This window comes from Janthinobacterium sp. SUN026 (assembly GCF_030397625.1).
Classification (GTDB): Bacteria; Pseudomonadota; Gammaproteobacteria; order Burkholderiales; family Burkholderiaceae_D; genus Janthinobacterium; species Janthinobacterium kumbetense.
In genome coordinates this window covers 1375861-1398225 of the sequence record NZ_JAPQNU010000001.1, presented here as the reverse complement: position 1 = coordinate 1398225, position 22365 = coordinate 1375861, and the positions used below count along the sequence as shown (strand labels likewise).

Below are 22365 nucleotides of genomic sequence, written 5' to 3'. Positions count from 1 at the left end.
CGCCAGTGTCGCATCTTGCGCATTTCTTTTCGCATGCAGCTGCACCACGCGGCGAAACAGCATGGCAAAATGTAGTCACGCTGCTATCTATCCGAACTGGGGGAAAGAGGAATGGTCGACCTGGAAGAACTACGCTATCTGGCACTGTCGTTTCCCGACGCCACCGAGGAAGAACACCACGACCGTCCGGCCTTCCGCGTGGGCGGGAAGATCTTCGCCACCCTGCCCGATGACGAGCACATCAATGTGCTGCTCGATGCGGAAGCGGCGCACATCGCCACCGTCATCACGCCGTCCGGCTGCGAGAAGCTGTGGTGGGGCGAACGCCTGGCCGGTATCACGGTGCGCCTGGCGGATGCCGAGCTGGACATGCTGGCCGCCGCCCTGACGGCCGCCTGGCGGCGCAAGGCGCCCAGCGACCTGGCCAAGACCATCGCCCCGACGGAGTAGTTACATCGGCCAATTGCGCAGCAGCAAGCCCACCATCTGCTGCAATTGCTCGCGAGATACGCCGGCCGCCGCCTGGATGGCCATGCCCTGCGACAGGGTCACGACGAAGCGCGCCTGCTGCTCCGGACAGGAATCGGGCGGCAAATCCCCCTCTTCCTTCGCGCGCCGCAAGCGGTCGCGCAGCTTGATTTCACCGCGCAGCCGGCGCGCGAACAATTCATCGCGGATCGGCAAGGCATCGTCGCTGCAGGCGAGCGCCGCATTGACGCCCATGCAGCCGTGCGGGCCGTCCGGCATCGTTTGCGCGTCGACATATTGCGTCAGCAAGGCTTCCACCACCTGGCGCGCCGTCGGCTGTTCCAGCGCCGCATCGAAAAACCGCATGCGCGTATCGCTGTAGCGCTCGAGCGCCTTGTGGAACAATTGTTCCTTGTTGCCGAAGACGGCATACAGGCTGGGCCGGTTCATGCCCATGGCTTTCGTCAATTCCGGCAAGGAACTGCCTTCATAGCCTTTTTCCCAGAATACTTTCATGGCGCAATCGAGCGCCTCGTCCGCGTCAAACGTGCGTGGCCGCCCCGTTTTCGCCTTGACCGCCTCTTCTTTTTTATCTTGTTTCATACCGTTCGGTAAAAAATTATTGACAACAATGTCCACCTGCCCTGATTATATACCGACCGGTTAAAAACCTCTCGGCTTTTCAGGAACCTCTCATGCATACACTTTCCAACGCTACCGACGACGATACCACCGTGGCGCCGTGGCTGGCCGTCTTATCCGTCGGCATCGGCGCCTTCGCCCTCGTCACTTCCGAATTCCTGCCCGTCGGCCTGCTGCCCGCCATGGCCGCCGAACTGGCCATCAGCAAGGGCCAGGCGGGCTTGATGATCACCACGCCCGGCATCGTTGCCGCCTTTGCCGCCATCTTCGTCACCGTCGGCTCGGGCCGCCTGGACCGCCGCATCGTGCTGCTGGCCCTGACGGCCCTGCTGGTGGCCTCGAACCTGCTGGTGGCGCTGGCCCCTTCGTATGCGTGGATACTGCTGGGCCGCGCCATGCTGGGCGTGGGCGTGGGCGGCTTCTGGGCCATCGGCAGCGCCATCGGCCCGCGCCTGGTGGCGCCGCAGCATGCTTCGCGCGCCATGTCCATCATCTTCGCCGGCGTCTCGCTGGGCACGGTGGCGGGCGTGCCGGCCGGCGCGCTGGTGGGCGATCTGGTGGGCTGGCGGGTCGCGTTCGGCGCGGCCAGCGCCATTGCCGTGCTGGTCTTCCTCGGCCAGCTGTTGCTGCTGCCCAAGCTGCCGCCGACACAAGCCATCCGCCTGCGCCAGTTGCCGATGATTTTCGGCATCCGCAAGGCCAGGCTGGGCCTGATCGCCACGGCCATGCTGTTCACAGGCCAGTTCGCCGCCTACACGTATATCGCGCCTTTCCTTACGCAAATCTCGCACCTGGCGGCCGGCACGGTCAGCGCCATGCTGCTCGTGTACGGCGCTTCCGGCTTCATCGGCAACCTCGTGGGCGGCTGGGCCGCCGGCCGCTATGAACGGGCCGCGCTGATGGCGACGGGCGCCGTGCTGGGCGTGTCCACCCTTGCCCTGGCCGCGTTCGGCAGCCATTCGCTTACCGCCATGCTGCTGGTGGCCGTGTGGGGCTTCGGTTTCGGCGCCATGCCGATCGCCGTGCAGACGTGGATGTTCAAGGCGGCGCCGGAGCTGATGGAAGGCAGCAGCGCGCTCTTCGTTGCCATCGTGCAAGTGTCGCTGGCGTCCGGCGCCTTGCTGGGAGGCGTGGCCGTCGACCGGCTGGGCGTGTCCAGCGCGATGGTCGTCGGCGGCTTGTTCGCCCTCGGCTGCGGCTTGACGATCGCTATCTTCGGCAAGCCGCAGGCCGGCGCCAAGGCCGGCGCGGCCTGCATCGCCTCCTAGGAATCAGATGCGGCCGCGGCGGAATTCTCCGAGGAATTTCGTCACTTCGGCCGGCGTCATCACCACGTCCGCGTCGCCGTGATACGCATACAGGAAGGGCGTGCCGCCCAGGCGGTCCGTCAGCTTGGCAAAAAGTAAAAAGCGGCTGCCCAGCGGATGGCGCTGCAGGTCGGCCAGGCGGCGCGAGCACTGCACGGCCAGCTCCGGCGAAAAGGCCTGGCCCGGCACGGGCCGGATTTCCACGCGGCCATTAATCGCGCGCGATTCGACGGCGACGTGCCGGTATGCATAAGTATCACGGGCCATGCCGCCACCTTGAATGAAGTAAAGGCGCCATCTTAAGCGAAGTGGGCGCCTGCCGTGCTACTGCGGCACGATGCGCAGCAGGCGGCCGTTGTCTTCATCCGTCAGCGCATACAGGTAGCCATCCGGTCCCTGGCGCACGTCGCGCACGCGCGCGCCGATGGCCAGGCGGTCCTGCCCCGTCACCTTGCCGCTGGCATCGACGGCGATGCGGCGGATATCCTTGGCCGCCAGGCCGCCGCTGAAGATGCTGCCGCGCCAGGCGGCAATCTTGTCGCCCGTGTAGACAGCCAATCCGGACGGGGCCGGCGACGGCACCCAAGCCACGCTTGGGTTGAGCATGCCGGCCACTTCGTGCTTGCCGACGGGTTCATGCGTCGTATAGTCGGCGCCATAGCTTTGCAGGGGCCAGCCATAGTTGCCGCCCGCCACCACCAGGTTCAGCTCGTCGCCGCCATACGGACCGTGTTCCGTGGCCCATACGCGGCCGGAAACGGGGTCGAGCGCCAGGCCCTGCACGTTGCGGTGCCCATACGACCAGATTTCCGGCAAGGCGCCCTTGGCGGCCAGCGGATTGCCGGGCGCCGGCTTGCCGTCTTCCGTCAGGCGCAGGATGGAACCCTGGTGCGTGGCCAGGTTTTGCGCCTGCTCGCGCGCCAGGCGGTCGCCGATGCGCAGCGGCGGGTTGCCGCCATCGGCCACGCTCATCAGCAAAGTGCCGTCCGGCAGCCACAGCAGACGCGAGCCGAAATGCTGGCCGCCGCTCTTGTCCGTAGCGACCTTGAACAGGGTCTGGATGCCCGTCACCTTCTTGCCGTCGAACACGCCGCGCACGAGGGTCGTGCGGTTGGCGTCATTGTTGCCAGTCGACACCGTCATGTAGACGCGCTGCTGCGCCTTGCCCGCATCCTGCGGGTGCAGGACGATATCGAGCAAGCCGCCCTGCCCGCCCGTAAACACCTTGGGCATGCCTTCCAGCGCCACGTCGGTAAAAGTCTTTCCATTGAGCAAATGCAAGGTGCCCTGCTTGCTGGTGACGAGCGCGCGCCCCTCGCCCAGCCAGGCGATGCCCCACGGCTGACGCACGCCTTCGGCCACGGTAACGGCTTTCCACGGCTGTTTCGCGGCGGGCGGTTCGCCCGTGGCTTGCAGTTCGGCGTGGGCCGCTGGCGCGGCGGCCAGTGCCCATGCAAGCAGGATGCTGGTACGGCGTAGCTGGAACATGCTCTCTCCTGTCAGTGGTCGATGGTCGGTGGCGTATCAGGCGCGCAGCAGCAAGGCCACGGCTTCGGCCGCGATACCCTCTTCGCGGCCCAGGTAGCCCAGTTTTTCATTCGTCTTGGCCTTGATGTTGACCTGGCTCACACTCACGCCCAGGTCGTCGGCCACGTTGACGCACATGGCGGCGATATGCGGCGCCATTTTCGGGCGCTGGGCGATGATGGTGGCGTCGATATTGCCGATGATATAACCGGTCGCCTGCACGCGGCGCACGGCTTCGCGCAGCAGGGTGCGCGAATCGGCACCCTTGAATTGCGCATCCGTGTCGGGGAAATGTCGGCCGATGTCGCCCAGCGCGGCGGCGCCGAAGATGGCGTCCGTAATCGCGTGCAGCAATACGTCCGCGTCGGAATGGCCGAGCAAGCCCAGGTGATGGGGGATTTTCACGCCGCCGATGATCAGGTCGCGGTTTTCCACCAGTGCGTGGCAGTCATAGCCCTGGCCGATGCGGAAAGGCAGTACGGGAGTGGTGATGGTCGTCATGCGGTCTTTCTGTTCAGGATTCAAGGATGGGCCAAGTACAGCTCGGCCGTGTGTATGTCGCGCGGCAAGGTCACCTTCAGGTTGCGCGGGTGGCCTTCGACCAGCCTGGGCGCCAGGCCCAACGCTTCGACGGCGCTGGCGTCGTCCGTGATCGCTTGCGGATCGGGCGCTTGCGACAGGGCCCGGTGCAGCAGCGCATAGCTGAACATCTGCGGCGTCTGCGCCAGCCATAAATGGTCGCGCGGCACCGTCTGCGCCGACAGGTTGTTCTGCCCTGCCCGCTTGACGGTGTCGACCACGGGCAAGGCCAGCAAGCCGCCTGCCGGATGGTCAGCGACTTCGGCGATGAGTGTTGCGATCAGCGCCGGCGTCAGGCCAGGGCGCGCCGCGTCGTGCACCAGCACCTGGTCGTGGGCGGCTATGCTGCCGTGCAGGGCCTGCAGGCCGTTCAGGATGGTTTCCATGCGCGTCGCGCCGCCGCAGCGCAGCACGGTGACGCCCGAGCCTACGCCCTGCACCGGCACGACGGCGTCGATCTGGCCATCCTCGGCGCTGACGACGACATAGGTATGCGCGATCAGGGGGCTGGCGAGAAAGGCGTCGAGCGCGTGGCGCAGCATGGGCTTGCCGGCGATGGGTAAATATTGCTTGGGACTGCCCGCTTCCATGCGCGCGCCCACGCCGGCGGCGGGGATCAGGGCAAAATAACGGGGGCGATTCGGTGCTGCTGTCATGCCATTCCTTGTCTAGTTGGCGGGCGCTGTCTTGCCCGCCAGGATATTCTGGATCTCACCATTGCACGCCTTGCCCAGGCGCGCATATTCCTGCGGAGAATCGATGGCCGCCTGCAAAATTTCCACCTTGCGCATTTCGGCCTTGACGTACGGCAACCAGCCCGTGTCGATCTCGCGCGCCAGCGCCGCCTTGGCCGTGCCGCTGGGCGCATACAGGGGCCGCGCCTCGAAGCGCTTCGCCAGCGCGGCGCGCACGGTCTTTTCCACGCGCGGCAAGTGTTCCATATAGGTTTTCATGTGCCGCAGTTCGTGCGCCAGTATCTCATCATACGCGCAAGTGCCCGGGGCAAATTCGCGGCCGATATAGATCACCACGGGCGCATACGTGAGGGTGACGGTAATCTGCGGCGCCACGCATTCGTAGCCGCTGGCCGGATCTTGCAGCATGGGACCGGCCAGGGCGATGGCCACGCGCGACTCGGTCTTCGTCAAGCCCAGCACCCAGGTATTTGCGCGCGCCGTGCCCTTCATGACGGTCAGGGCCTTGTACGGCAGATGCGTGTCGATGCTGTAGCCGTTCTGCTGCGCCGTCAGCACGGACACCGTCTTGCTGATCGTGTCTTCGCAGCGCACCTGGAACGGCGTGCGCGCCGCCCCGTGGGCGCCCAGGCTGGCTGACGCCAGCAACAGGAAGATCGCCGTGCGCATGCGCAGGATCAAGCCGGCTGCCAGGCGCCGCTGGTAATCTTGTCGAGCCAGAAGATGCCGATGACGGTTTTCACGTCCGTGATGGTGCCATCCTTGACCCAGTCGAGCAGCTGCGGCACGGTGGCCGTGAACGTTTCCAGGAATTCGCCTTCATCGAGCTGGCGTTCGCCGGCCACGAGCCCGCGCGCCAGGAACAGTTCCAGGTGCTCGTCCGAATACGCGATGGCGTTGTGGATGGTGGAGACGAATTGCCAGTCGCTGGCCGTATAGCCCGTTTCTTCCAGCAACTCGCGCTGGGCGCAGGCCAGGTGCGATTCGCCCGCGTCGATCTTGCCGGCCGGGAATTCAATGAAGACCCGGTCCAGCGGATAACGGTACTGCCGTTCCATCAGCACCGTGCCATCGTCGAGCAGCGGCAGGATGACGACGGCGCCCGGATGCAGGACGAATTCGCGCGCCGTGATCTTGCCGTCCGGCAGCGCAACCCGGTCGCGCTGCACGCGCAGGAAGCCGCCCTGGTAGACGAGCTCGCCGTCCACCTTGGTCTCAGTTAAATTCATGTCCATGCGTTCAGTATCCATACCTTGATTATGCTCAATAAAAAAAAACGGCGCCAGAGGCGCCGCTTTCGGTCGATGGGGCTAGTGTCGTTTGCGCAGGTAGCGTGTGACAAAGCCGGGAAAAGCCAGCACCAGGAACAGACAGCCGGTGATGGCATAGAACTCCCACGTCTGCGGGAAACCGTTGCCGATGCGCGCTTCGAGCGCGAACGCCACGGCGCCGACGATGAAGTACAGAATCACCATCTCCAGCAGGCGCAGCGCCAGCGGCTTGCGCCAGCCTTGCCCTGCTTGCGCCGCCTTTTTCAAGGGCACGGCGGCAAACAGTTTCTCGTTCAGGAAAGGCAGGTTGGCGCCCAGGATGCCCAGGGCGATCACCAGCCAGCTCGAGACGGTCACATCCATCGGTCAGGACGCCAGGGTCTTGGTGATGGCGGTCGCGCAGGCAGCCAGGATGCTGTTAGGCATCGCACCCAGCGCCAGGACGAACACGCCGTTCAGGGCCAGCACGACGCGCATGTCGCCATGCACGACCAGCGCATTGCTGTCCGTCGGCTCGTCGAACCACATCATCTTCACGACGCGCAGGTAGTAGAAGGCGCCGATCAGCGAGAACAGCACGGCGGCGATGGTCAGCCACAGCTGGCCCGTGGCCAATACCGATGCCAGCACCGAGTACTTGGCCATGAAGCCCATCAGCGGCGGCACGCCGGCCAGCGAGAACATGAATAGGGTCATCACCAGCGCGAAGATCGGGCTGCGTTTGCCCAGGCCCTTGAAGTCGGCCAGTTCGTCTGCTTCGAAACCATTACGTGCCAACAACATGATCACGCCAAAGGTGCCCAGGGTGGTGAACACATAGGTGATGACATAGTACATTGAGGCGCCGTAGGCGGTGGCTGCGCCAGCCGCGTTCAGGGTGTTGTTCGGTGCATCCACGGTACCGGACAGCAAGCCCAGCAGAACGAAGCCCATTTGTGCGATGGTCGAGTACGCCAACATGCGCTTCAAATTCGTTTGCGCGATCGCGGTGAAGTTACCGATCGCCAGCGACATCACGGCCAGCACCAGCAGCATTTGCTGCCAATCATGCGCCATCGGCAGCAAGCCTTCGGCCAGCAGGCGCAGGGTGATGGCAAACGCGGCCAGTTTCGGCGCCGCGCCCAGCAGCAGGGTCACTGCCGTCGGCGAACCTTGATACACGTCAGGCACCCACATGTGGAATGGCACGACGCCCAGTTTGAAGGCCAGGCCGGCTACCAGGAACACCAGGCCGAAGACCATGATGGTGCCGTTGGTCTTGCCGTTTTCCAGCGCCACGCGCAGTTCGCCCAGGTCCAGGGTACCGGACGCGCCGTACAGCATCGAGATACCGTACAACATGAAACCGGAAGCCAGTGCGCCCAGGATGAAGTATTTCATGGCCGCTTCCGTGGCCTTGGCATTGTCACGGCGCAAGGCGATCAGTGCGTACAGCGACAGCGACATCAGTTCCAGACCCAGGTAGATGATCAGGAAGTTGTTAGCCGAGATCATGATCATCTGGCCCAGCAGTGCAAACAGGGCCAGCACGTAGAACTCGCCGCCCAGGTTGCCCGACAGCATGCTGCGGTCGGTGGCGTAGGCACGCGAGTAGATCAGGGTCAGCGCCACGGCGCCGTAGGAGAACAGTTTCAGCAACTGCGACATCGGGTCCGACACGAACATGTTATTGAACGTGTAGACGGTGGTGCCCGCGTTGAAGTCGCCCACGGTCAGCAAGGCGCAGCCGGCCAGGGTCAGCAAGGCCAGCACGTAAGTGATCGAACGCTTCGCCGCAGGCAAGAACATATCGATCAGCAAGAGCGCCGACGTGGCGATCAGCAGAAAGATTTCCGCGTACAGCGGTACCAGATTAGGTGCATTAGTCATGTTATCGGTCTTCTATTTAAGGCAACTTGCTGATGGCGACATGCTGCAGCAGGTCGGCAACCGAAGTTTGCATCGTGTCGGTGAACGGGGCTGGGTACAGACCCATCACGAGCACGGCGATGGCCAGCACAGCAAGCATGAAGAATTCACGTTTGTTGATGTCGGTCAATTCGGCCACATGCTTGTTCTTGATCTTGCCGAACACCACGCGCTTGGCCATCCACAGCGAGTACGCCGCGCCCCAGATCAGTGCCGTTGCAGCCAGCAGACCAATCCAGAAGTTGAATTTCACCGCGCCCAGGATCACCATGAACTCGCCGACGAAGCCGGACGTCGCTGGCAGACCGCAGTTGGCCATCGAGAACAGCACGAAGAAGGCGGCAAATTTCGGCATGCGGTTCACGACGCCGCCGTAGTCGGCGATGTTGCGGGTATGCATGCGGTCATACAGCACGCCGATGCACAGGAACATGGCGCCGGAGATGAAGCCGTGCGAGACCATCTGCACGATACCGCCCTGCACCGAGATGTCGTTGAACATGAAGAAGCCCAGGGTCACGAAACCCATGTGCGCGATCGACGAATAGGCAACCAGTTTTTTCATGTCGGTTTGCACCAGGGCAACCAGACCGATGTAGATGACGGCGATCAGCGACAAGGCGATCATGAAGCCCGACAGGTAGTGGCTGGCGTCCGGCGTGATCGGCAGCGAGAAACGCAGGAAGCCGTAGGCGCCCAGTTTCAGCATGATGGCGGCCAGCACGGCGGAACCGCCCGTAGGCGCTTCCACGTGGACGTCCGGCAACCACGTATGCACGGGGAACATCGGTACCTTGACGGCAAACGCCATCAGGAAGGCCAGGAAGATGAAGATCTGTTCGTTCATCGTCAGCTTGAACGCATGCCAGGCCAGGATGTCGAAAGTGCCCGACACATTGCGCAGGTAGATGATGGCAACCAGGGTCAGCAGCGAACCGAAGAAGGTGTACAGGAAGAACTTGAACGACGCGTACACGCGGTTCGAACCGCCCCAGATACCGATGATGATGAACATCGGGATCAGGGTTGCTTCAAAGAAGAAGTAGAACAGCAAGCCGTCCAGCGCGCAGAACACGCCGATCATCAGGCCCGACAGGATCAGGAACGATCCCATGTACTGGGCGATGCGCTTCTCGATCACTTGCCAAGCGGAAATGACGACGATGACGGTGATGAAAGCTGTCAGTGGCACGAACCACAGGGACAGGCCGTCGATACCCAGCGAGTACCAGATATTGAAGGTTTCAATCCACGGTGCTTTTTCGACGAATTGCATGCCGTGTGCGGCGTTGTCGAAATGCTGGATCAGGGGCCAGGTGCACAGCATGCTGAGCACCGCGCCGGCCAGCGACAGCCAGCGGGTAAAGCCCGCTTTACTGTCACGGCCGAGAGCCAGGACCAGGACGCCGCAAATGATCGGCACCCAGATCGACAGACTCAGGTAAGGAGGTAGTGTAGAAATCGTAGACTGCATCATGGTTCTCAGTATTCTTTTATCAGGTCAGCTTACTTAGCGGGCCAGAATGGCAGGAAATAGATCAGGAAGCCCAGCACGCCCAGGATCATCACGAATGCATAGTGATAGATGTAGCCGGTCTGCAACACTCGCGACAGCGAGGACAGCCAGGCGACGACCTTGGCGCTACCGTTGACCAGCAGGCCATCGATCAGCTTCTTGTCACCGAAGTTCCACAGGCCATTACCCAGCAAGCGGGCACCGCCGGCGAACACGACTTCATTGAACTTGTCCATGTAGTACTTGTTGTCCAGCAGGGTGTGGATCGCGTGGAACTTGGCAAAGAACCAGGCCGGTACACGCGGGTTGACCATGTAGCAGTAGTAGGCTGCCACCACGCCGGACAATGCCAGCCAGAACGGTGCCGTCGACAGGCCGTGGATCGCCATCGCCATTGCGCCGTGGAATTCATGCGACAACTCTTCCATCGCTGGATGGTTTTCGCCAACGAAGATCACGCCCTTGAAGAAGTCGCCATGCAGCATCGGGCCGATCGTCAGGTAACCGATGATCAGCGAAGGAATCGCCAGCATCACCAGCGGGAACCACACGACGAACGGCGATTCATGCGGCTTCTGGCCAGGTTCCAGACCGTGGTGGCCGTGGTCGTCTTCCTCTTCTTCATGACCATGGTCGTCATGTGCATCGCCGTGCGCGCCATGGGCCGCTTTCGGTGCGTGATGGTCGTCATGGCCGTGCGCATGCGGCTGGCCGAAACGTTCCTTGCCGTGGAAGACGAGGAAATACATGCGGAACGAGTAGAAGGCGGTAACGAACACGCCAGCCAGCACGGCGAACTGGGCAAAGCCAGCGCCCCAGATGTGCGTCGCTTCGACGGCTTCGATGATGCTGTCTTTCGAGTAGAAACCGGAGAACAGCGGCGTGCCGATCAGGGCCAGCGAACCGACCAGGGAAGTGATCCACGTGATTGGCATGTATTTGCGCAGGCCGCCCATGTTGCGGATGTCCTGGTCATGGTGCATGCCGATGATGACGGAACCGGCGCCCAGGAACAGGAGTGCCTTGAAGAATGCGTGCGTCATCAGGTGGAACACGGCCACGGAGTAGGCGGACGAACCCAGCGCCACGGTCATGTAACCGAGCTGCGACAGGGTCGAGTAAGCGACGACGCGCTTGATGTCGTTCTGGATGATGCCCAGGAAGCCCATGAACAGCGCCGTGATGGAGCCGATCACCAGGATGAAGGACAGTGCCGTGTCGGACAGCTCGAACAGCGGCGACATGCGCGAGACCATGAAGATACCGGCCGTCACCATCGTCGCGGCGTGGATCAGTGCCGAAATCGGGGTAGGACCTTCCATCGAGTCAGGCAGCCACACGTGCAGCGGGAACTGCGCCGATTTGCCCATCGCGCCGATGAACAGGCAGATGCAGGCAACGGTCAGCAGGGCCCAGTCGGTACCCGGCAAGCTCAGCAGTGCCAGTTCGTCTTTCTTGGCGAACACTTCCTGGTAGTTCATGGTGCCGGCGTAGGCCAGCAGCAGGCCGATGCCCAGGATGAAGCCGAAGTCGCCCACGCGGTTGACGAGGAAAGCCTTCATGTTGGCCACGATGGCCGTCGGACGCTGGTACCAGAAACCGATCAGCAGGTAAGAGACCAGGCCCACTGCTTCCCAACCGAAGAACAGTTGCAGGAAGTTGTTGGCCATGACCAGCATCAACATCGAGAACGTGAACAGCGAGATGTAGGCGAAGAAGCGGTTGTAGCCTTCGTCATCCTTCATGTAGCCGATCGTGTAAATGTGCACCATCAGGGAGACGAAGGTGACCACGCACATCATCATCGCCGACAGCGAATCGATCTGGAAGCCCACTTCCATCTTCAGGGTGCCGATCGTCATCCAGTTATAGATCGTGCCATTGAATGTCGCGCCATCCATCACTGCCAGCAATGTCTGCACGGACAGGATGAACGCAATCAGTACGCCCAGGATCGTCGCGGTATGCGACGTCTTGCGTCCGACCAAATTACCCAGGAACTGGGTGCCAAGCAAGCCTGCAATCGCGGCACCGGCCAGCGGCGCCAGCGGTACGGCAAGAAGGAGGTTAGGGTTGAGGAGTTGCCCCGCCATGATGAACCTTAATCGTTATTATTCGAGAGATCGAGTCTGAAAAACATCAGCCTTTGAGGCTGTCCAGGTCTTCGACGTTGATGGTATCCAGATTACGGAACATCACCACCAGAATAGCCAGACCGATAGCCGACTCAGCGGCGGCAACCGTCAGGATGAAGAAAACGAAGATCTGACCGGCCGCGTCGCCCATGAAATGGGAGAACGCGATGAAATTCATATTCACCGCCAGCAGCATCAATTCGATTGCCATCAGCAATACGATGATGTTCTTGCGGTTCAGGAAAATACCGACGATCGAGATTGCGAACAGGATCGCGCCCAGGACCAGAAAATGTGTGAGCGATAATGTCATGGTGCCTCCTTAACTTCCGGCTCAGCCGCAGGACGCTCGACAACCGCGTCCATCTTGATGATCTTCAGGCGGTCGTTGCGCTTGACGCGTACCGCATCGCCTGGAGCAAAATGCTTGGTGTCCTTGCGTTTGCGCAAAGTCAGTGCGACCGCGGCAACGATGGCCACCAGCAGCACGACGGCGGCGATTTCGAAGGCGAACACATATTTCGTGTAGATCAGCAGGCCCAGTTCCTTGGTGCCGCCCAGGTTGACGTTCACCGGAGCGATGCTAGGCGCAAAGTTGCGGAAACCGTGCCACAGGACAGCGGCCATTTCCAGCACGATGATCACGCCCACCGTCACCGACAAAGGCAGATAGCCCCAGAAACCTTCGCGCATGCGGTCGATATTGATATCGAGCATCATGACCACGAAGAGGAACAGCACCATCACGGCGCCGACATACACCAATACCAGCACGATGGCCAGGAATTCAGCTTGCAGCAGCATCCAGATGCCCGCTGCGGAAAAGAAGGACAGTACCAGGAACAGTACTGCGTGGACCGGATTACGGGCCGTGATGACGCGCGTCGCTGCCAGAATCAAGATCAGCGCGAAGGCGTAAAACAAAATTGTTTTAAAGTCCATAAAAAACCCAATAGACGTACAGATGAACGAGGGGCGCGCCGCAGCTGGTCAGCTGCGGCGCATCCATCAGCGATAAGGTGCGTCGGCGGCGCGCGCAGCGGCGATGTCATTTTCATAACGATCACCTACGGCCAGCAACATCTCTTTCGTGTAATACAAATCCCCGCGTTTCTCGCCGTGGTATTCCAGGATTTGCGTCTCGACGATCGAATCGACCGGGCAGGACTCTTCGCAGAAACCGCAGAAGATGCACTTGGTCAAGTCAATATCGTAACGCGTGGTGCGGCGCGAGCCGTCGTCACGCTGTTCCGATTCGATCGTGATGGCCATCGCCGGGCAAACCGCTTCGCACAGTTTGCAGGCGATGCAACGTTCCTCGCCGTTCGGGTAGCGGCGCAGCGCGTGCAAGCCACGGAAACGCGGCGAGATCGGTGTCTTCTCTTCCGGGAATTGCACCGTGATCTTGCGCGAAAACATGTACTTGCCTGTCAACGCCATGCCCTTGATCAGCTCGCCTAACAAGAGGCTGCTGAAGAAATCTTTTACCTTATCCATTCGTATGCACTCTCTTACTTCCAAATATTCCAGGATGTCTGCATCCAGGCAGCGACGAAGACCAGGTAGACCAGCGTCAACGGGATAAACACTTTCCAGCCGAGGCGCATGATCTGGTCATAACGGTAGCGTGGGAAAGTACCGCGTACCCAGATGAACACCGACACGATGAAGAAGGTCTTGGCGAACAACCAGAAGAAGCCGCCGAAACCACCCCAGAACTCAAGGAAAGCAAATGGTGCGGACCAGCCACCGAGGAACATGATCGAAGCCAGGGCGCCGATCAGGATCATGTTGGCGTATTCGGCCAGCATGAACATGGCGTAGGCCATGCCCGAGTACTCGACCATGTGGCCGGCCACAATTTCCGATTCGCCTTCGACGACGTCGAACGGGTGACGGTTGGCTTCAGCCAGGCCCGACACCAGGTAGATGACGAACATCGGCAGCAGCGGCAGCCAGTTCCACGACAGGAAGTTCACGCCCTTGTCGGCGAAGAAGCCGATTTGCTGGCCGCCGACGATGTCGATGAAGTTCAGGCTGCCCGAGACCATCAGCACGATGACCATCACGAAGCCCATCGGGATTTCATACGAAATCATCTGTGCCGAAGCGCGCATGGCGCCCATGAACGAGTACTTCGAGTTCGAGGCCCAGCCGGCGATGATGATGCCGTAGACTTCCATCGAGGTAATCGCCAGCAGCATCAGCAAGCCTGCGTTGACGTTGGCCAGTACGGCTTGCGGGCCGAACGGCACGACCGACCAGGCAGCCAGGGCCGGCATGATGGTCATGATCGGGCCGATCACGAACAGGCCCTTGGCGGCCTTGGACGGGATGATGATCTCTTTGAACAAGAGTTTCAGCGCATCGGCGATCGGTTGCAGCAAGCCCAAAGGACCCACGCGGTTCGGGCCGACGCGGATCTGGATCCAGCCGATCAGCTTGCGTTCCCACAAGGTCAGGTAGGCAACCAGGCCCATCAGCGGCAGCAGCACGCACAGGATCTTGATCAGGGTCCAGAAGAACGGCCAGGAGCCGCCCAGCAAATCCTGGCCGCTGCTATTGATGACGTTTACAAATTCAGGCAGAGCCATCAGATTTTCCCCTCTGCTGTTTCAACTGTGATGTCACCGAACATGCCGCCCAGGCTAGCCGTCGAGGCATGCGCCGCCGACACTTTCACCACATTGGCTGGCAGGCCGGCATGGATTGCCGCCACCAGGATGGCGCTGCCGGAGCCTTGCGCCACTTTGACCTTGTCGCCCGCCTTGATGCCCAGCTTGTCAGCCAGCGCCAGGGACAGGTGCGCTTGCGGCGCGGCGCCATCGACCGTGCGCAGCAGCGGTTCGGAGCGGCGTACCAGCGCGTCGGCGAAGTAGATCGGCACGTCGGCGATGCGTTGCAGCTTTGGTGAAGCCGGTGCATACGAGGCCGCTTCTGGGGCGTTCTTGGCGATGTTGTTCAGCTGTGCCGACAAATCGGTCACGCCGGCACCAAACGCTTCGTCGCGGATCGCTTCGGACGTGTCGTAGTCGAAACCGGCCAGGCCCAGGATGTTGCCCAGGACGCGCAGCACTTTCCAGGCTGGACGGGTATCGGCCAGCGGTTTCACGGTGCCGTTGAAGCTTTGCGCGCGGCCTTCACAATTGACGAAGGTGCCCGAGGTTTCAGCGAACGGGGCGATCGGCAGCAAGACGTCGGCGTAATCCATGCCGTGCTTGAATGCGGACATGGCCACGACCATGTCGGCGCCATCCAGGGCGGCGCGGGCCGCTTGTGGATTGGCGGCATCGAGTTCCGGCTCGGCGTGCAGCAGCACGTAGGCTTTCTTCGGTACGGCAAACGCTGCTTGCACATTGGCGCGCGGCTTGGCGACCAGGTGCGCGCCAACCGTGTTGGCCGCTTCCGTCAGGTAACCGAGCTTGGCGCCCGTCTGTTCGGCGATCCATTGCGCGGCAGCATGCAGTTGCGACGCTTGCGGGTGTTGCGTTGCCGCATTACCCAGCAGCACGGCGCCGTTGTCGCCGGCCATCAGGCTGGCGGCAATCGCGACGGCCACGTCCGAAGCGCTCACCGCTTCGAAACCGGCTGGCGCGGCGATTTCTTTCGTTTTAGCAACAGCAACGACCACTTCCGACAAGGCCGCCAGCCAATCGCTTGGCGCGACGATCATCTTGTTGGCGATGGTGATCAATTGATCATCGTCGGACGCGTGCAGGATCGACAGCTTGGCGCCGCCCTTGACGGACGCGCGCAAACGCGTGGCCAGCAGCGGGTGATCCTTGCGCAGGAACGAGCCGATGACGAAGGCGCGCTTGATCTGGCCAAATTCGTTGATCGGCATGCCCAGCCAAGGTTTGACGGACGCGTCGAGCGCGAAGTCGGTCTGGCGCAGGCGGAAGTCGACGTGCTCGGAACCGAGACCGTGGGCCACTTTTTGCAGCAGGACCAGCTCTTCGACCGTCGAATGCGGCGTGGCCAGCGCGGCGATGGCGTCGGCGCCATGCTCGTGCTTGATATTTTTCAAACCGTGCGCCACGTATTCCAGCGCCGTTTGCCAATCGACTTCTTTCCACTCGTTGCCTTGTTTCAGCATCGGGGACGTCAGGCGTTCGGCGCTGTCCAGCGCTTCGTACGAGAAACGGTCCTTGTCCGAGATCCAGCACTCGTTGACGGCTTCGTTTTCCAGCGGCAATACGCGCTTGACCTTGCCAGCTTTCACTTGCACGATCAGGTTCGCGCCCAGGCCGTCATGCGGGCTGACCGATTTGCGGCGCGACAGTTCCCACGTACGGGCGCTGTAGCGGAACGGCTTCGAGGTCAGTGCGCCGACCGGGCACAGGTCGATCATGTTGCCCGACAGTTCGGAGTCGACCGTCTGGCCCACGAAGGACACGATTTCCGAGTGTTCGCCGCGGCCGATCATGCCCAGTTCCATCACGCCGGCCACTTCCTGGCCAAAGCGTACACAACGGGTGCACTGGATGCAGCGCGACATTTCCTGCATGGACACCAGCGGACCGGCTTCCTTCGGCTGCACGACGCGCTTGTCTTCCTTGTAGCGCGATTCGCTCTTGCCGTAGCCCACTGCCAAGTCTTGCAACTGGCATTCGCCGCCCTGATCGCAGATAGGGCAATCGAGCGGGTGGTTAATCAGCAAGAATTCCATGACCGACTTTTGCGCCTGCACAGCTTTATCGCTGGCGGAGCGCACGATCATGCCGGCACTGACCGGGGTCGCACAAGCGGGCAAAGGCTTGGGCGCCTTTTCCACTTCGACCAGGCACATGCGGCAGTTCGCTGCGATCGACAATTTCTTGTGATAGCAGAAGTGCGGAATGTAGGTTCCCAATTTGTTGGCGGCGTCCATCACCATGCTACCAGCAGGGACTTCGACTTTTTTGCCGTCTATTTCGATTTCAACCATGGTGATCGTTACCTGACGCAGCTTAGATATATGCGGGCACTAAGCAATGCTTGTGCTCGATATGATATTCAAATTCTTCACGGAAATTCTTAATGAAGGCCCGTACCGGCATGGCAGCCGCATCGCCCAGCGCGCAAATGGTGCGGCCCTGGATGTTGTCGGCGATCGAGTTGAGCATGTCCAGGTCGTCTGGACGACCCTGCCCCTGCTCGATGCGGTGCACCATGCGGTACATCCAGCCTGTGCCTTCACGGCAAGGCGTACACTGGCCGCACGATTCTTCAAAGTAGAAGTAGGACAGGCGTTCCAGCGCCTTTACCATGCAGCGTGTTTCGTCCATCACGATGACGGCGCCCGAACCCAACATCGAACCGGCTTTCGCGATCGAGTCATAGTCCAGGTCGGTCTGCATCATGATGTCGCCGCGGATCACCGGAGCGGACGAACCGCCAGGGATCACGGCCTTGATCTTTTTGCCACCGCGCATGCCGCCTGCCAGTTCCAGCAGGGTCGCAAACGGGGTGCCGAGCGGCACTTCGTAGTTGCCCGGTTTTTCCACGTCGCCCGAGATCGAGAAGATCTTCGAACCGCCGTTGTTCGGCTTGCCCATGGCCAGATATTTCTCTGGACCAATGTTCAGCACGAAAGGCACGGCCGCGAAGGTTTCCGTGTTGTTGATCGTCGTCGGCTTGCCGTACAGGCCAAACGAGGCTGGGAAAGGCGGCTTGAAGCGCGGCTGGCCTTTCTTGCCTTCCAGCGACTCCAGCAGTGCCGTTTCTTCGCCGCAGATGTAGGCGCCATAACCATGGTGCGCATGCAACTGGAACGAGAACTCGCTGCCCATGATCTTGTCGCCCAGGAAACCGGCGGCGCGCGCCTCTTCCAGCGCTTCTTCGAAACGCAGGTATTCCTGGAAGATTTCACCGTGGATATAGTTATAACCGACGGTGATGCCCATCGCATAAGCGCCAATGGCCATGCCTTCGATCAGCGCATGGGGATTGTAACGAATGATGTCGCGGTCCTTGAAAGTGCCCGGTTCGCCTTCATCTGTATTGCAGACGAGGTATTTTTGACCCGGGAACTGGCGCGGCATGAAGCTCCACTTCAAGCCGGTAGGGAAACCCGCGCCGCCACGGCCGCGCAAGGACGAAGCCTTGAGGTCGGCGATGATCTGTTCCGGCGTGATTTTCTCTTCCAGGATACGCCGCAGGGCGCTATAGCCGCCGCGGTTCACATAATCTTGCAAATGCCAGTTCTTGCCATCCAGATCCTTCAGGATCAATGGATCGATATGGCGGTTGTGGAGTGACGTCATTTCTTGAGTTCCTCCAGCATGGCGTCGATCTTCTCGTTCGACATCCAGCTGCACATGGTTTTATTACTGACCAGCAAGACAGGCGCGTCGCCGCAAGCACCCATGCACTCGCCTTCAACCAGGGTGAACTGGCCGTCTGCGGTGGTTTCGCGGAAATCGATGCCCAGTTTCTGCTTCAGGTAGTCTGCAGCGCGCACGCCGCCCGACAGGGCGCATGGCAGGTTGGTGCACACGGTGATCTTGTGCTTGCCCACGGGTTTCACGTTATACATATTGTAGAACGTGGCCACTTCCTGCACGGCAATCGCCGGCATGCCGATGTAATCGGCCAGTTCCTTCATGGTTTCCGGCGCCAGCCAGCCCAGTTCATCCTGGGCATGGGCCAGCGCGGCCATGACGGCCGACTGACGCTGGTCGGCCGGGTACTTGGCCAGCTCGCGGTCAATTTTCTTATAGCATTGCTCTGATAACAACATACTTTTTGCCTCTTAGCGGTCAATACTGCCGAACACGATATCTTGCGTCCCGATGATGGTCACGGCGTCGGCAAGCATGTGCCCACGCGCCATCTCGTCGAGCGACTGCAAGTGGGCGTAGTCTGGCGCGCGCAGTTTCATGCGGTACGGCTTGTTGGCGCCATCGGACACCAGGTACACGCCGAACTCGCCCTTCGGATGTTCCACGGCGCTGTAGGCCTCGCCTGGCGGCACGTGGAAACCTTCCGTGAACAGCTTGAAGTGGTGAATCAGCGATTCCATGTTGGTCTTCATGTCGACGCGGCCCGGAGGCGCCACCTTGCGGTTGCTGGTCATGACAGGACCTTCATTGTTGCGCAGCCACTCCACGCATTGCTTGATGATGCGGTTCGACTGGCGCAGCTCTTCCACGCGGACCAGGTAGCGGTCGTAGCAATCGCCGTTGGTGCCGATAGGAATGTCGAAATCCATCAAGTCGTACACTTCGTACGGCTGTTTCTTGCGCAAGTCCCACTGCACGCCCGAGCCGCGCAGCATGGCGCCCGTGAAGCCCATGGCCAGCGCATCTTCCGGCGAGACCACGCCGATGCCGACGGTACGCTGTTTCCAGATACGGTTGTCGGTCAGCAAGGTTTCGTACTCGTCCACGGAGTTCGGGAAACGGCGCGCGAAGTCTTCGATGAAGTCCAGCAGGGAACCCTGGCGGTTTTCGTTCAGCTTGCCGATGGCCTTGGCGTTGCGGATGATCGACGCCTTGTGCTGCGGCATCGCATCCGGCAAATCGCGGTATACGCCGCCCGGACGGTAGTAGGCCGCGTGCATGCGCGCGCCCGATACCGCCTCGTAGGCGTCGAACAAGTCTTCGCGGTCGCGGAAGCAATACAGGAACGGGCCCATGGCGCCGACGTCCAGCGCGTGGGTGCCGAGCCACATCAGGTGATTCAGGATACGCGTCATCTCGTCGAACATGACGCGGATGTATTGCGCGCGCAGCGGCACTTCCAGGCCCAGCATCTTTTCGATGGCCATCACGTACGCATGTTCATTGCACATCATCGACACATAGTCGAGACGGTCCATGTACGGCACGGATTGCAGGTAGGTCTTCTGTTCGGCCAGCTTTTCGGTGGCGCGGTGCAGCAGGCCGATATGCGGGTCGGCGCGCTGGATGACTTCGCCATCCATCTCCAGCACCAGGCGCAGCACACCGTGCGCGGCCGGATGCTGCGGCCCAAAGTTCAGGGTGTAGTTCTTAATCTCAGCCATTATTTCATCCCGTAATGTTCTTCGCGGATCACGCGCGGCACGTTTTCCCGCGGCTCGATCGTCACGGGCTGGTAAATCACGCGCTTTTGTTCCGGATCGTAGCGCATCTCGACATAGCCGGAGACGGGGAAATCCTTGCGGAACGGATGGCCGATGAAACCGTAGTCGGTCAGCAGGCGGCGCAAGTCGTTGTGGCCTTCGAAGAGGATGCCCAGCAGGTCGAATGCTTCGCGCTCGTACCAGTTGACGGCGCGCCAGATGCCGACCACGGAGGGCAGCAGCGGCATGTCGTCGTCCGGCGCGAACACGCGCACGCGCACGCGCCAGTTGTGCTTGACCGACAGCAAGTGCGAGACGGCCGCGAAACGCAGGCCATCCCAGCTACCGTCGCCATAGGTCGAGTAGTCGACGCCGCACAGGTCGAGCAGCTGCTCGAAATGCAGGGCCGGATCGTCGCGCAGGGTCTGCATCACGGCCAGGTAATCCTCGGCCTTGACGACCAGGGTGACTTCGCCCAGTGCAACCGTCGTGCTAACGCGATCGCCCAGGGCAGTGCCGAGGGCGTTTTGCAATACTTCTAAATGTGTTGTCATAATCTGAAGCGGCCCCGTTAGCGTGCGATCGTGCTGGTACGCTTGATCTTGTTCTGCAACTGCATGATGCCGTACAGCAAGGCTTCAGCGGTCGGAGGACAGCCAGGCACATACACGTCGACGGGCACGATGCGGTCGCAACCGCGCACCACGGAATAGGAGTAATGGTAGTACCCGCCGCCATTGGCGCAGGAACCCATCGAGATGACCCAGCGTGGCTCTGCCATCTGGTCGTAGACCTTGCGCAGGGCCGGCGCCATCTTGTTGCACAGGGTGCCGGCAACGATCATGACGTCGGACTGACGCGGCGACGGACGAAACACGACGCCGAAACGGTCCATATCGTAGCGGGCTGCGCCCACATGCATCATTTCGACCGCACAGCAGGCCAGACCGAACGTCATCGGGAACATAGACCCGGTGCGCGCCCAGTTGATCAGCTTGTCGGCCGAGGTGGTGATGAAACCTTCGCTTAATACGCCTTCAATAGCCATGGCTTATTCCCAGTCAAGGGCACCTTTCTTCCAAATGTACCAAAATCCGACCACGAATTCAGCGATGAACACCATCATCGTGACGAAACCGGCCCAGCCCAGGTCGCGCATTGCAACGCCCCATGGGAAAAAGAATGCCGTTTCCAGATCGAACAAAATAAACAGGATTGCGACCAGATAGTAGCGCACATCAAATTTCATGCGCGCGTCTTCGAATGCTTCAAAGCCACATTCGTACGGGGAGAGTTTTGCTGCGTCGGGCTTGTTAGGGCCTAACAGGCGCCCCAGGAGCTGGGGAGCGATACCGACACCAAGGCCGATAATAATGAACAGCAGGACGGGGAAGTAATTTTCGAGGTTCACGATTGATGAGCTTATATTGAACGATCGGTTAAATGAGGACGCTGCGATCATTTGCAGCGTATCTAACGCACGACCCCAATCAAAGCTAAGACCAGGATCGAACGACACATCCTCGTAAAAAAAGCCAGCAACTTTGTACGAGCCATGGCTCGTGCGCCGTTGCTGGCTTCTGATTTCTGGTGCCGACGACGAGACTCGAACTCGTACAGCTTTCGCCACTACCCCCTCAAGATAGCGTGTCTACCAATTTCACCACGTCGGCGGTAAGGCCCGTATTCTACTCTGCTTTGCCGCTAAAGTTAATGCACAAATGCATCAAAACACAGATAAAAACGATAAATTTTTACATCTTCCAGCGCGCCACGATTTTTTCCTGCCGCACTGCTAAAACATTGAGCAATAATCTGCCCGTAATGAGAATTACTCTCGATGAGGTATCGAGCTGATACAGAATTACTTCGGAATCGCGCCGGCCGGGGTGCTGGCAACCGGAGCCGCCGCTGCCGGAGCGCTGGCAGCCGGAGCTGCTGCTGGCACCGTCGTCGGGATCGCGCCCGCGCCGGTGACCGGCACTGGCTTGACGACCTTATCCATTACGCCGCCGCCGACCGTGGTGGCGCGTTGATTCGCCATCAGCGACAGGGCCAGGGTGGCGCCGAAGAAGATCGCGGCGGCAACGCCCGTCGATTTCGACATGAAGTTCGACGAACCCGTCGCACCAAACAGGCTGCCCGAGGCGCCCGAACCGAAGGCGGCACCCATGTCGGCACCCTTACCGTGCTGCAACAACACCAGCGCGATAATCGACAATGCCGAAATAACCTGTACTACCACTACCAGATTGAACATCATGTTCATTGCAATTCCATTCTTAGTTTAA

Annotated in this window: 25 protein-coding genes and 1 tRNA gene; 2 read left to right on the top strand and 24 right to left on the bottom strand. The window is 60.8% G+C overall.

Going from position 1 to position 22365, the window contains the following annotated elements:
• Positions 1–111: 111 nt before the first annotated feature.
• Entirely contained in the window at positions 112–450 is a 339-nt protein-coding gene (locus OX459_RS06390; protein WP_099667171.1) for an MmcQ/YjbR family DNA-binding protein, read from the top strand.
• Here OX459_RS06390 and OX459_RS06385 read toward each other — a convergent pair whose 3' ends face one another.
• Positions 451–1071, bottom strand: a complete 621-nt coding sequence (locus tag OX459_RS06385) for a TetR/AcrR family transcriptional regulator (protein ID WP_077407037.1) — start codon at positions 1069–1071, stop codon at positions 451–453.
• A 92-nt stretch (positions 1072–1163) separates the two neighbouring features.
• On the opposite strand from OX459_RS06385, the gene OX459_RS06380 reads away from it, so the two are divergent.
• Positions 1164–2378 carry an MFS transporter gene (locus OX459_RS06380; protein WP_289898450.1) on the top strand — a complete coding sequence of 405 codons (1215 nt, stop codon included), beginning with the start codon at positions 1164–1166 and terminating at the stop codon, positions 2376–2378.
• A 3-nt stretch (positions 2379–2381) separates the two neighbouring features.
• Here the strand turns inward: OX459_RS06380 and OX459_RS06375 are convergent, their stop codons facing one another.
• The 23 genes from OX459_RS06375 to secG all read right to left on the bottom strand — a co-directional run bounded on the left by OX459_RS06375 (position 2382) and on the right by secG (position 22343).
• Positions 2382–2684 (bottom strand): hypothetical protein, encoded by a 303-nt coding sequence (locus tag OX459_RS06375; protein ID WP_251351441.1) that lies wholly within the window; start codon positions 2682–2684, stop codon positions 2382–2384.
• 57 nt (positions 2685–2741) lie between these two features.
• Complete coding sequence (locus tag OX459_RS06370) at positions 2742–3905, bottom strand: PQQ-dependent sugar dehydrogenase (RefSeq protein ID WP_289904232.1); 1164 nt, start codon at positions 3903–3905, stop codon at positions 2742–2744.
• Positions 3906–3941: 36 nt separating this feature from the next.
• Positions 3942–4445, bottom strand: coding sequence for a 2-C-methyl-D-erythritol 2,4-cyclodiphosphate synthase (gene ispF / locus OX459_RS06365; RefSeq protein ID WP_289904231.1), 504 nt, complete (start codon positions 4443–4445; stop codon positions 3942–3944).
• A gap of 20 nt (positions 4446–4465) precedes the next feature.
• Complete coding sequence (gene ispD / locus OX459_RS06360) at positions 4466–5179, bottom strand: 2-C-methyl-D-erythritol 4-phosphate cytidylyltransferase (RefSeq protein WP_289904230.1); 714 nt, start codon at positions 5177–5179, stop codon at positions 4466–4468.
• Positions 5180–5191: 12 nt separating this feature from the next.
• Positions 5192–5887, bottom strand: a complete 696-nt coding sequence (locus OX459_RS06355; protein ID WP_180278728.1) for a hypothetical protein — start codon at positions 5885–5887, stop codon at positions 5192–5194.
• Between the two features lie 8 nt (positions 5888–5895).
• Entirely contained in the window at positions 5896–6453 is a 558-nt protein-coding gene (locus OX459_RS06350; protein WP_070255807.1) for an NUDIX hydrolase, read from the bottom strand.
• A gap of 75 nt (positions 6454–6528) precedes the next feature.
• The gene (locus OX459_RS06345) at positions 6529–6852 is read right to left on the bottom strand and encodes a DUF2818 family protein (RefSeq protein ID WP_289904229.1); all 324 of its coding nucleotides are present in this window, start codon (positions 6850–6852) and stop codon (positions 6529–6531) included.
• A gap of 3 nt (positions 6853–6855) precedes the next feature.
• The gene (nuoN, locus tag OX459_RS06340) at positions 6856–8358 is read right to left on the bottom strand and encodes an NADH-quinone oxidoreductase subunit NuoN (protein WP_099667163.1); all 1503 of its coding nucleotides are present in this window, start codon (positions 8356–8358) and stop codon (positions 6856–6858) included.
• Positions 8359–8374: 16 nt separating this feature from the next.
• Positions 8375–9874, bottom strand: coding sequence for an NADH-quinone oxidoreductase subunit M (locus OX459_RS06335; RefSeq protein WP_251351432.1), 1500 nt, complete (start codon positions 9872–9874; stop codon positions 8375–8377).
• A gap of 29 nt (positions 9875–9903) precedes the next feature.
• A complete protein-coding gene (gene nuoL / locus OX459_RS06330; protein ID WP_099667161.1) occupies positions 9904–12006 on the bottom strand; it encodes an NADH-quinone oxidoreductase subunit L in 2103 nt (700 codons plus the stop codon).
• A gap of 46 nt (positions 12007–12052) precedes the next feature.
• Positions 12053–12361 (bottom strand): NADH-quinone oxidoreductase subunit NuoK, encoded by a 309-nt coding sequence (gene nuoK, locus OX459_RS06325; protein WP_010399724.1) that lies wholly within the window; start codon positions 12359–12361, stop codon positions 12053–12055.
• On the bottom strand, positions 12358–12990 hold the full coding sequence (locus OX459_RS06320; RefSeq protein ID WP_034779507.1) for an NADH-quinone oxidoreductase subunit J: 633 nt from the start codon (positions 12988–12990) through the stop codon (positions 12358–12360). Before OX459_RS06320 ends, nuoK begins: the two co-directional genes overlap by 4 nt.
• Positions 12991–13056: 66 nt before the next feature.
• On the bottom strand, positions 13057–13545 hold the full coding sequence (gene nuoI, locus OX459_RS06315; protein ID WP_010399726.1) for an NADH-quinone oxidoreductase subunit NuoI: 489 nt from the start codon (positions 13543–13545) through the stop codon (positions 13057–13059).
• A gap of 14 nt (positions 13546–13559) precedes the next feature.
• Positions 13560–14642 carry an NADH-quinone oxidoreductase subunit NuoH gene (gene nuoH, locus OX459_RS06310; RefSeq protein WP_071076363.1) on the bottom strand — a complete coding sequence of 361 codons (1083 nt, stop codon included), beginning with the start codon at positions 14640–14642 and terminating at the stop codon, positions 13560–13562.
• Positions 14642–16975 carry an NADH-quinone oxidoreductase subunit NuoG gene (gene nuoG / locus OX459_RS06305; RefSeq protein WP_289904227.1) on the bottom strand — a complete coding sequence of 778 codons (2334 nt, stop codon included), beginning with the start codon at positions 16973–16975 and terminating at the stop codon, positions 14642–14644. The genes nuoH and nuoG overlap by 1 nt, the downstream gene beginning before the upstream one ends.
• A 22-nt stretch (positions 16976–16997) precedes the next feature.
• Entirely contained in the window at positions 16998–18293 is a 1296-nt protein-coding gene (gene nuoF, locus OX459_RS06300) for an NADH-quinone oxidoreductase subunit NuoF (protein WP_010399729.1), read from the bottom strand.
• Positions 18290–18769 (bottom strand): NADH-quinone oxidoreductase subunit NuoE, encoded by a 480-nt coding sequence (nuoE, locus tag OX459_RS06295; RefSeq protein WP_034749989.1) that lies wholly within the window; start codon positions 18767–18769, stop codon positions 18290–18292. Before nuoE ends, nuoF begins: the two co-directional genes overlap by 4 nt.
• A 12-nt stretch (positions 18770–18781) precedes the next feature.
• Positions 18782–20035, bottom strand: coding sequence for an NADH-quinone oxidoreductase subunit D (locus OX459_RS06290; protein ID WP_034749992.1), 1254 nt, complete (start codon positions 20033–20035; stop codon positions 18782–18784).
• The gene (locus tag OX459_RS06285; RefSeq protein WP_072452729.1) at positions 20035–20628 is read right to left on the bottom strand and encodes an NADH-quinone oxidoreductase subunit C; all 594 of its coding nucleotides are present in this window, start codon (positions 20626–20628) and stop codon (positions 20035–20037) included. The genes OX459_RS06290 and OX459_RS06285 overlap by 1 nt, the downstream gene beginning before the upstream one ends.
• Positions 20629–20645: 17 nt before the next feature.
• Positions 20646–21122 carry an NADH-quinone oxidoreductase subunit B gene (locus OX459_RS06280; RefSeq protein ID WP_010399733.1) on the bottom strand — a complete coding sequence of 159 codons (477 nt, stop codon included), beginning with the start codon at positions 21120–21122 and terminating at the stop codon, positions 20646–20648.
• Between the two features lie 3 nt (positions 21123–21125).
• Complete coding sequence (locus OX459_RS06275; RefSeq protein WP_010399734.1) at positions 21126–21485, bottom strand: NADH-quinone oxidoreductase subunit A; 360 nt, start codon at positions 21483–21485, stop codon at positions 21126–21128.
• A gap of 177 nt (positions 21486–21662) precedes the next feature.
• Positions 21663–21747, bottom strand: a tRNA-Leu gene (locus tag OX459_RS06270).
• Between the two features lie 191 nt (positions 21748–21938).
• Positions 21939–22343 (bottom strand): preprotein translocase subunit SecG, encoded by a 405-nt coding sequence (gene secG, locus OX459_RS06265; protein WP_034749996.1) that lies wholly within the window; start codon positions 22341–22343, stop codon positions 21939–21941.
• Between the last annotated feature and the right edge of the window lie 22 nt (positions 22344–22365).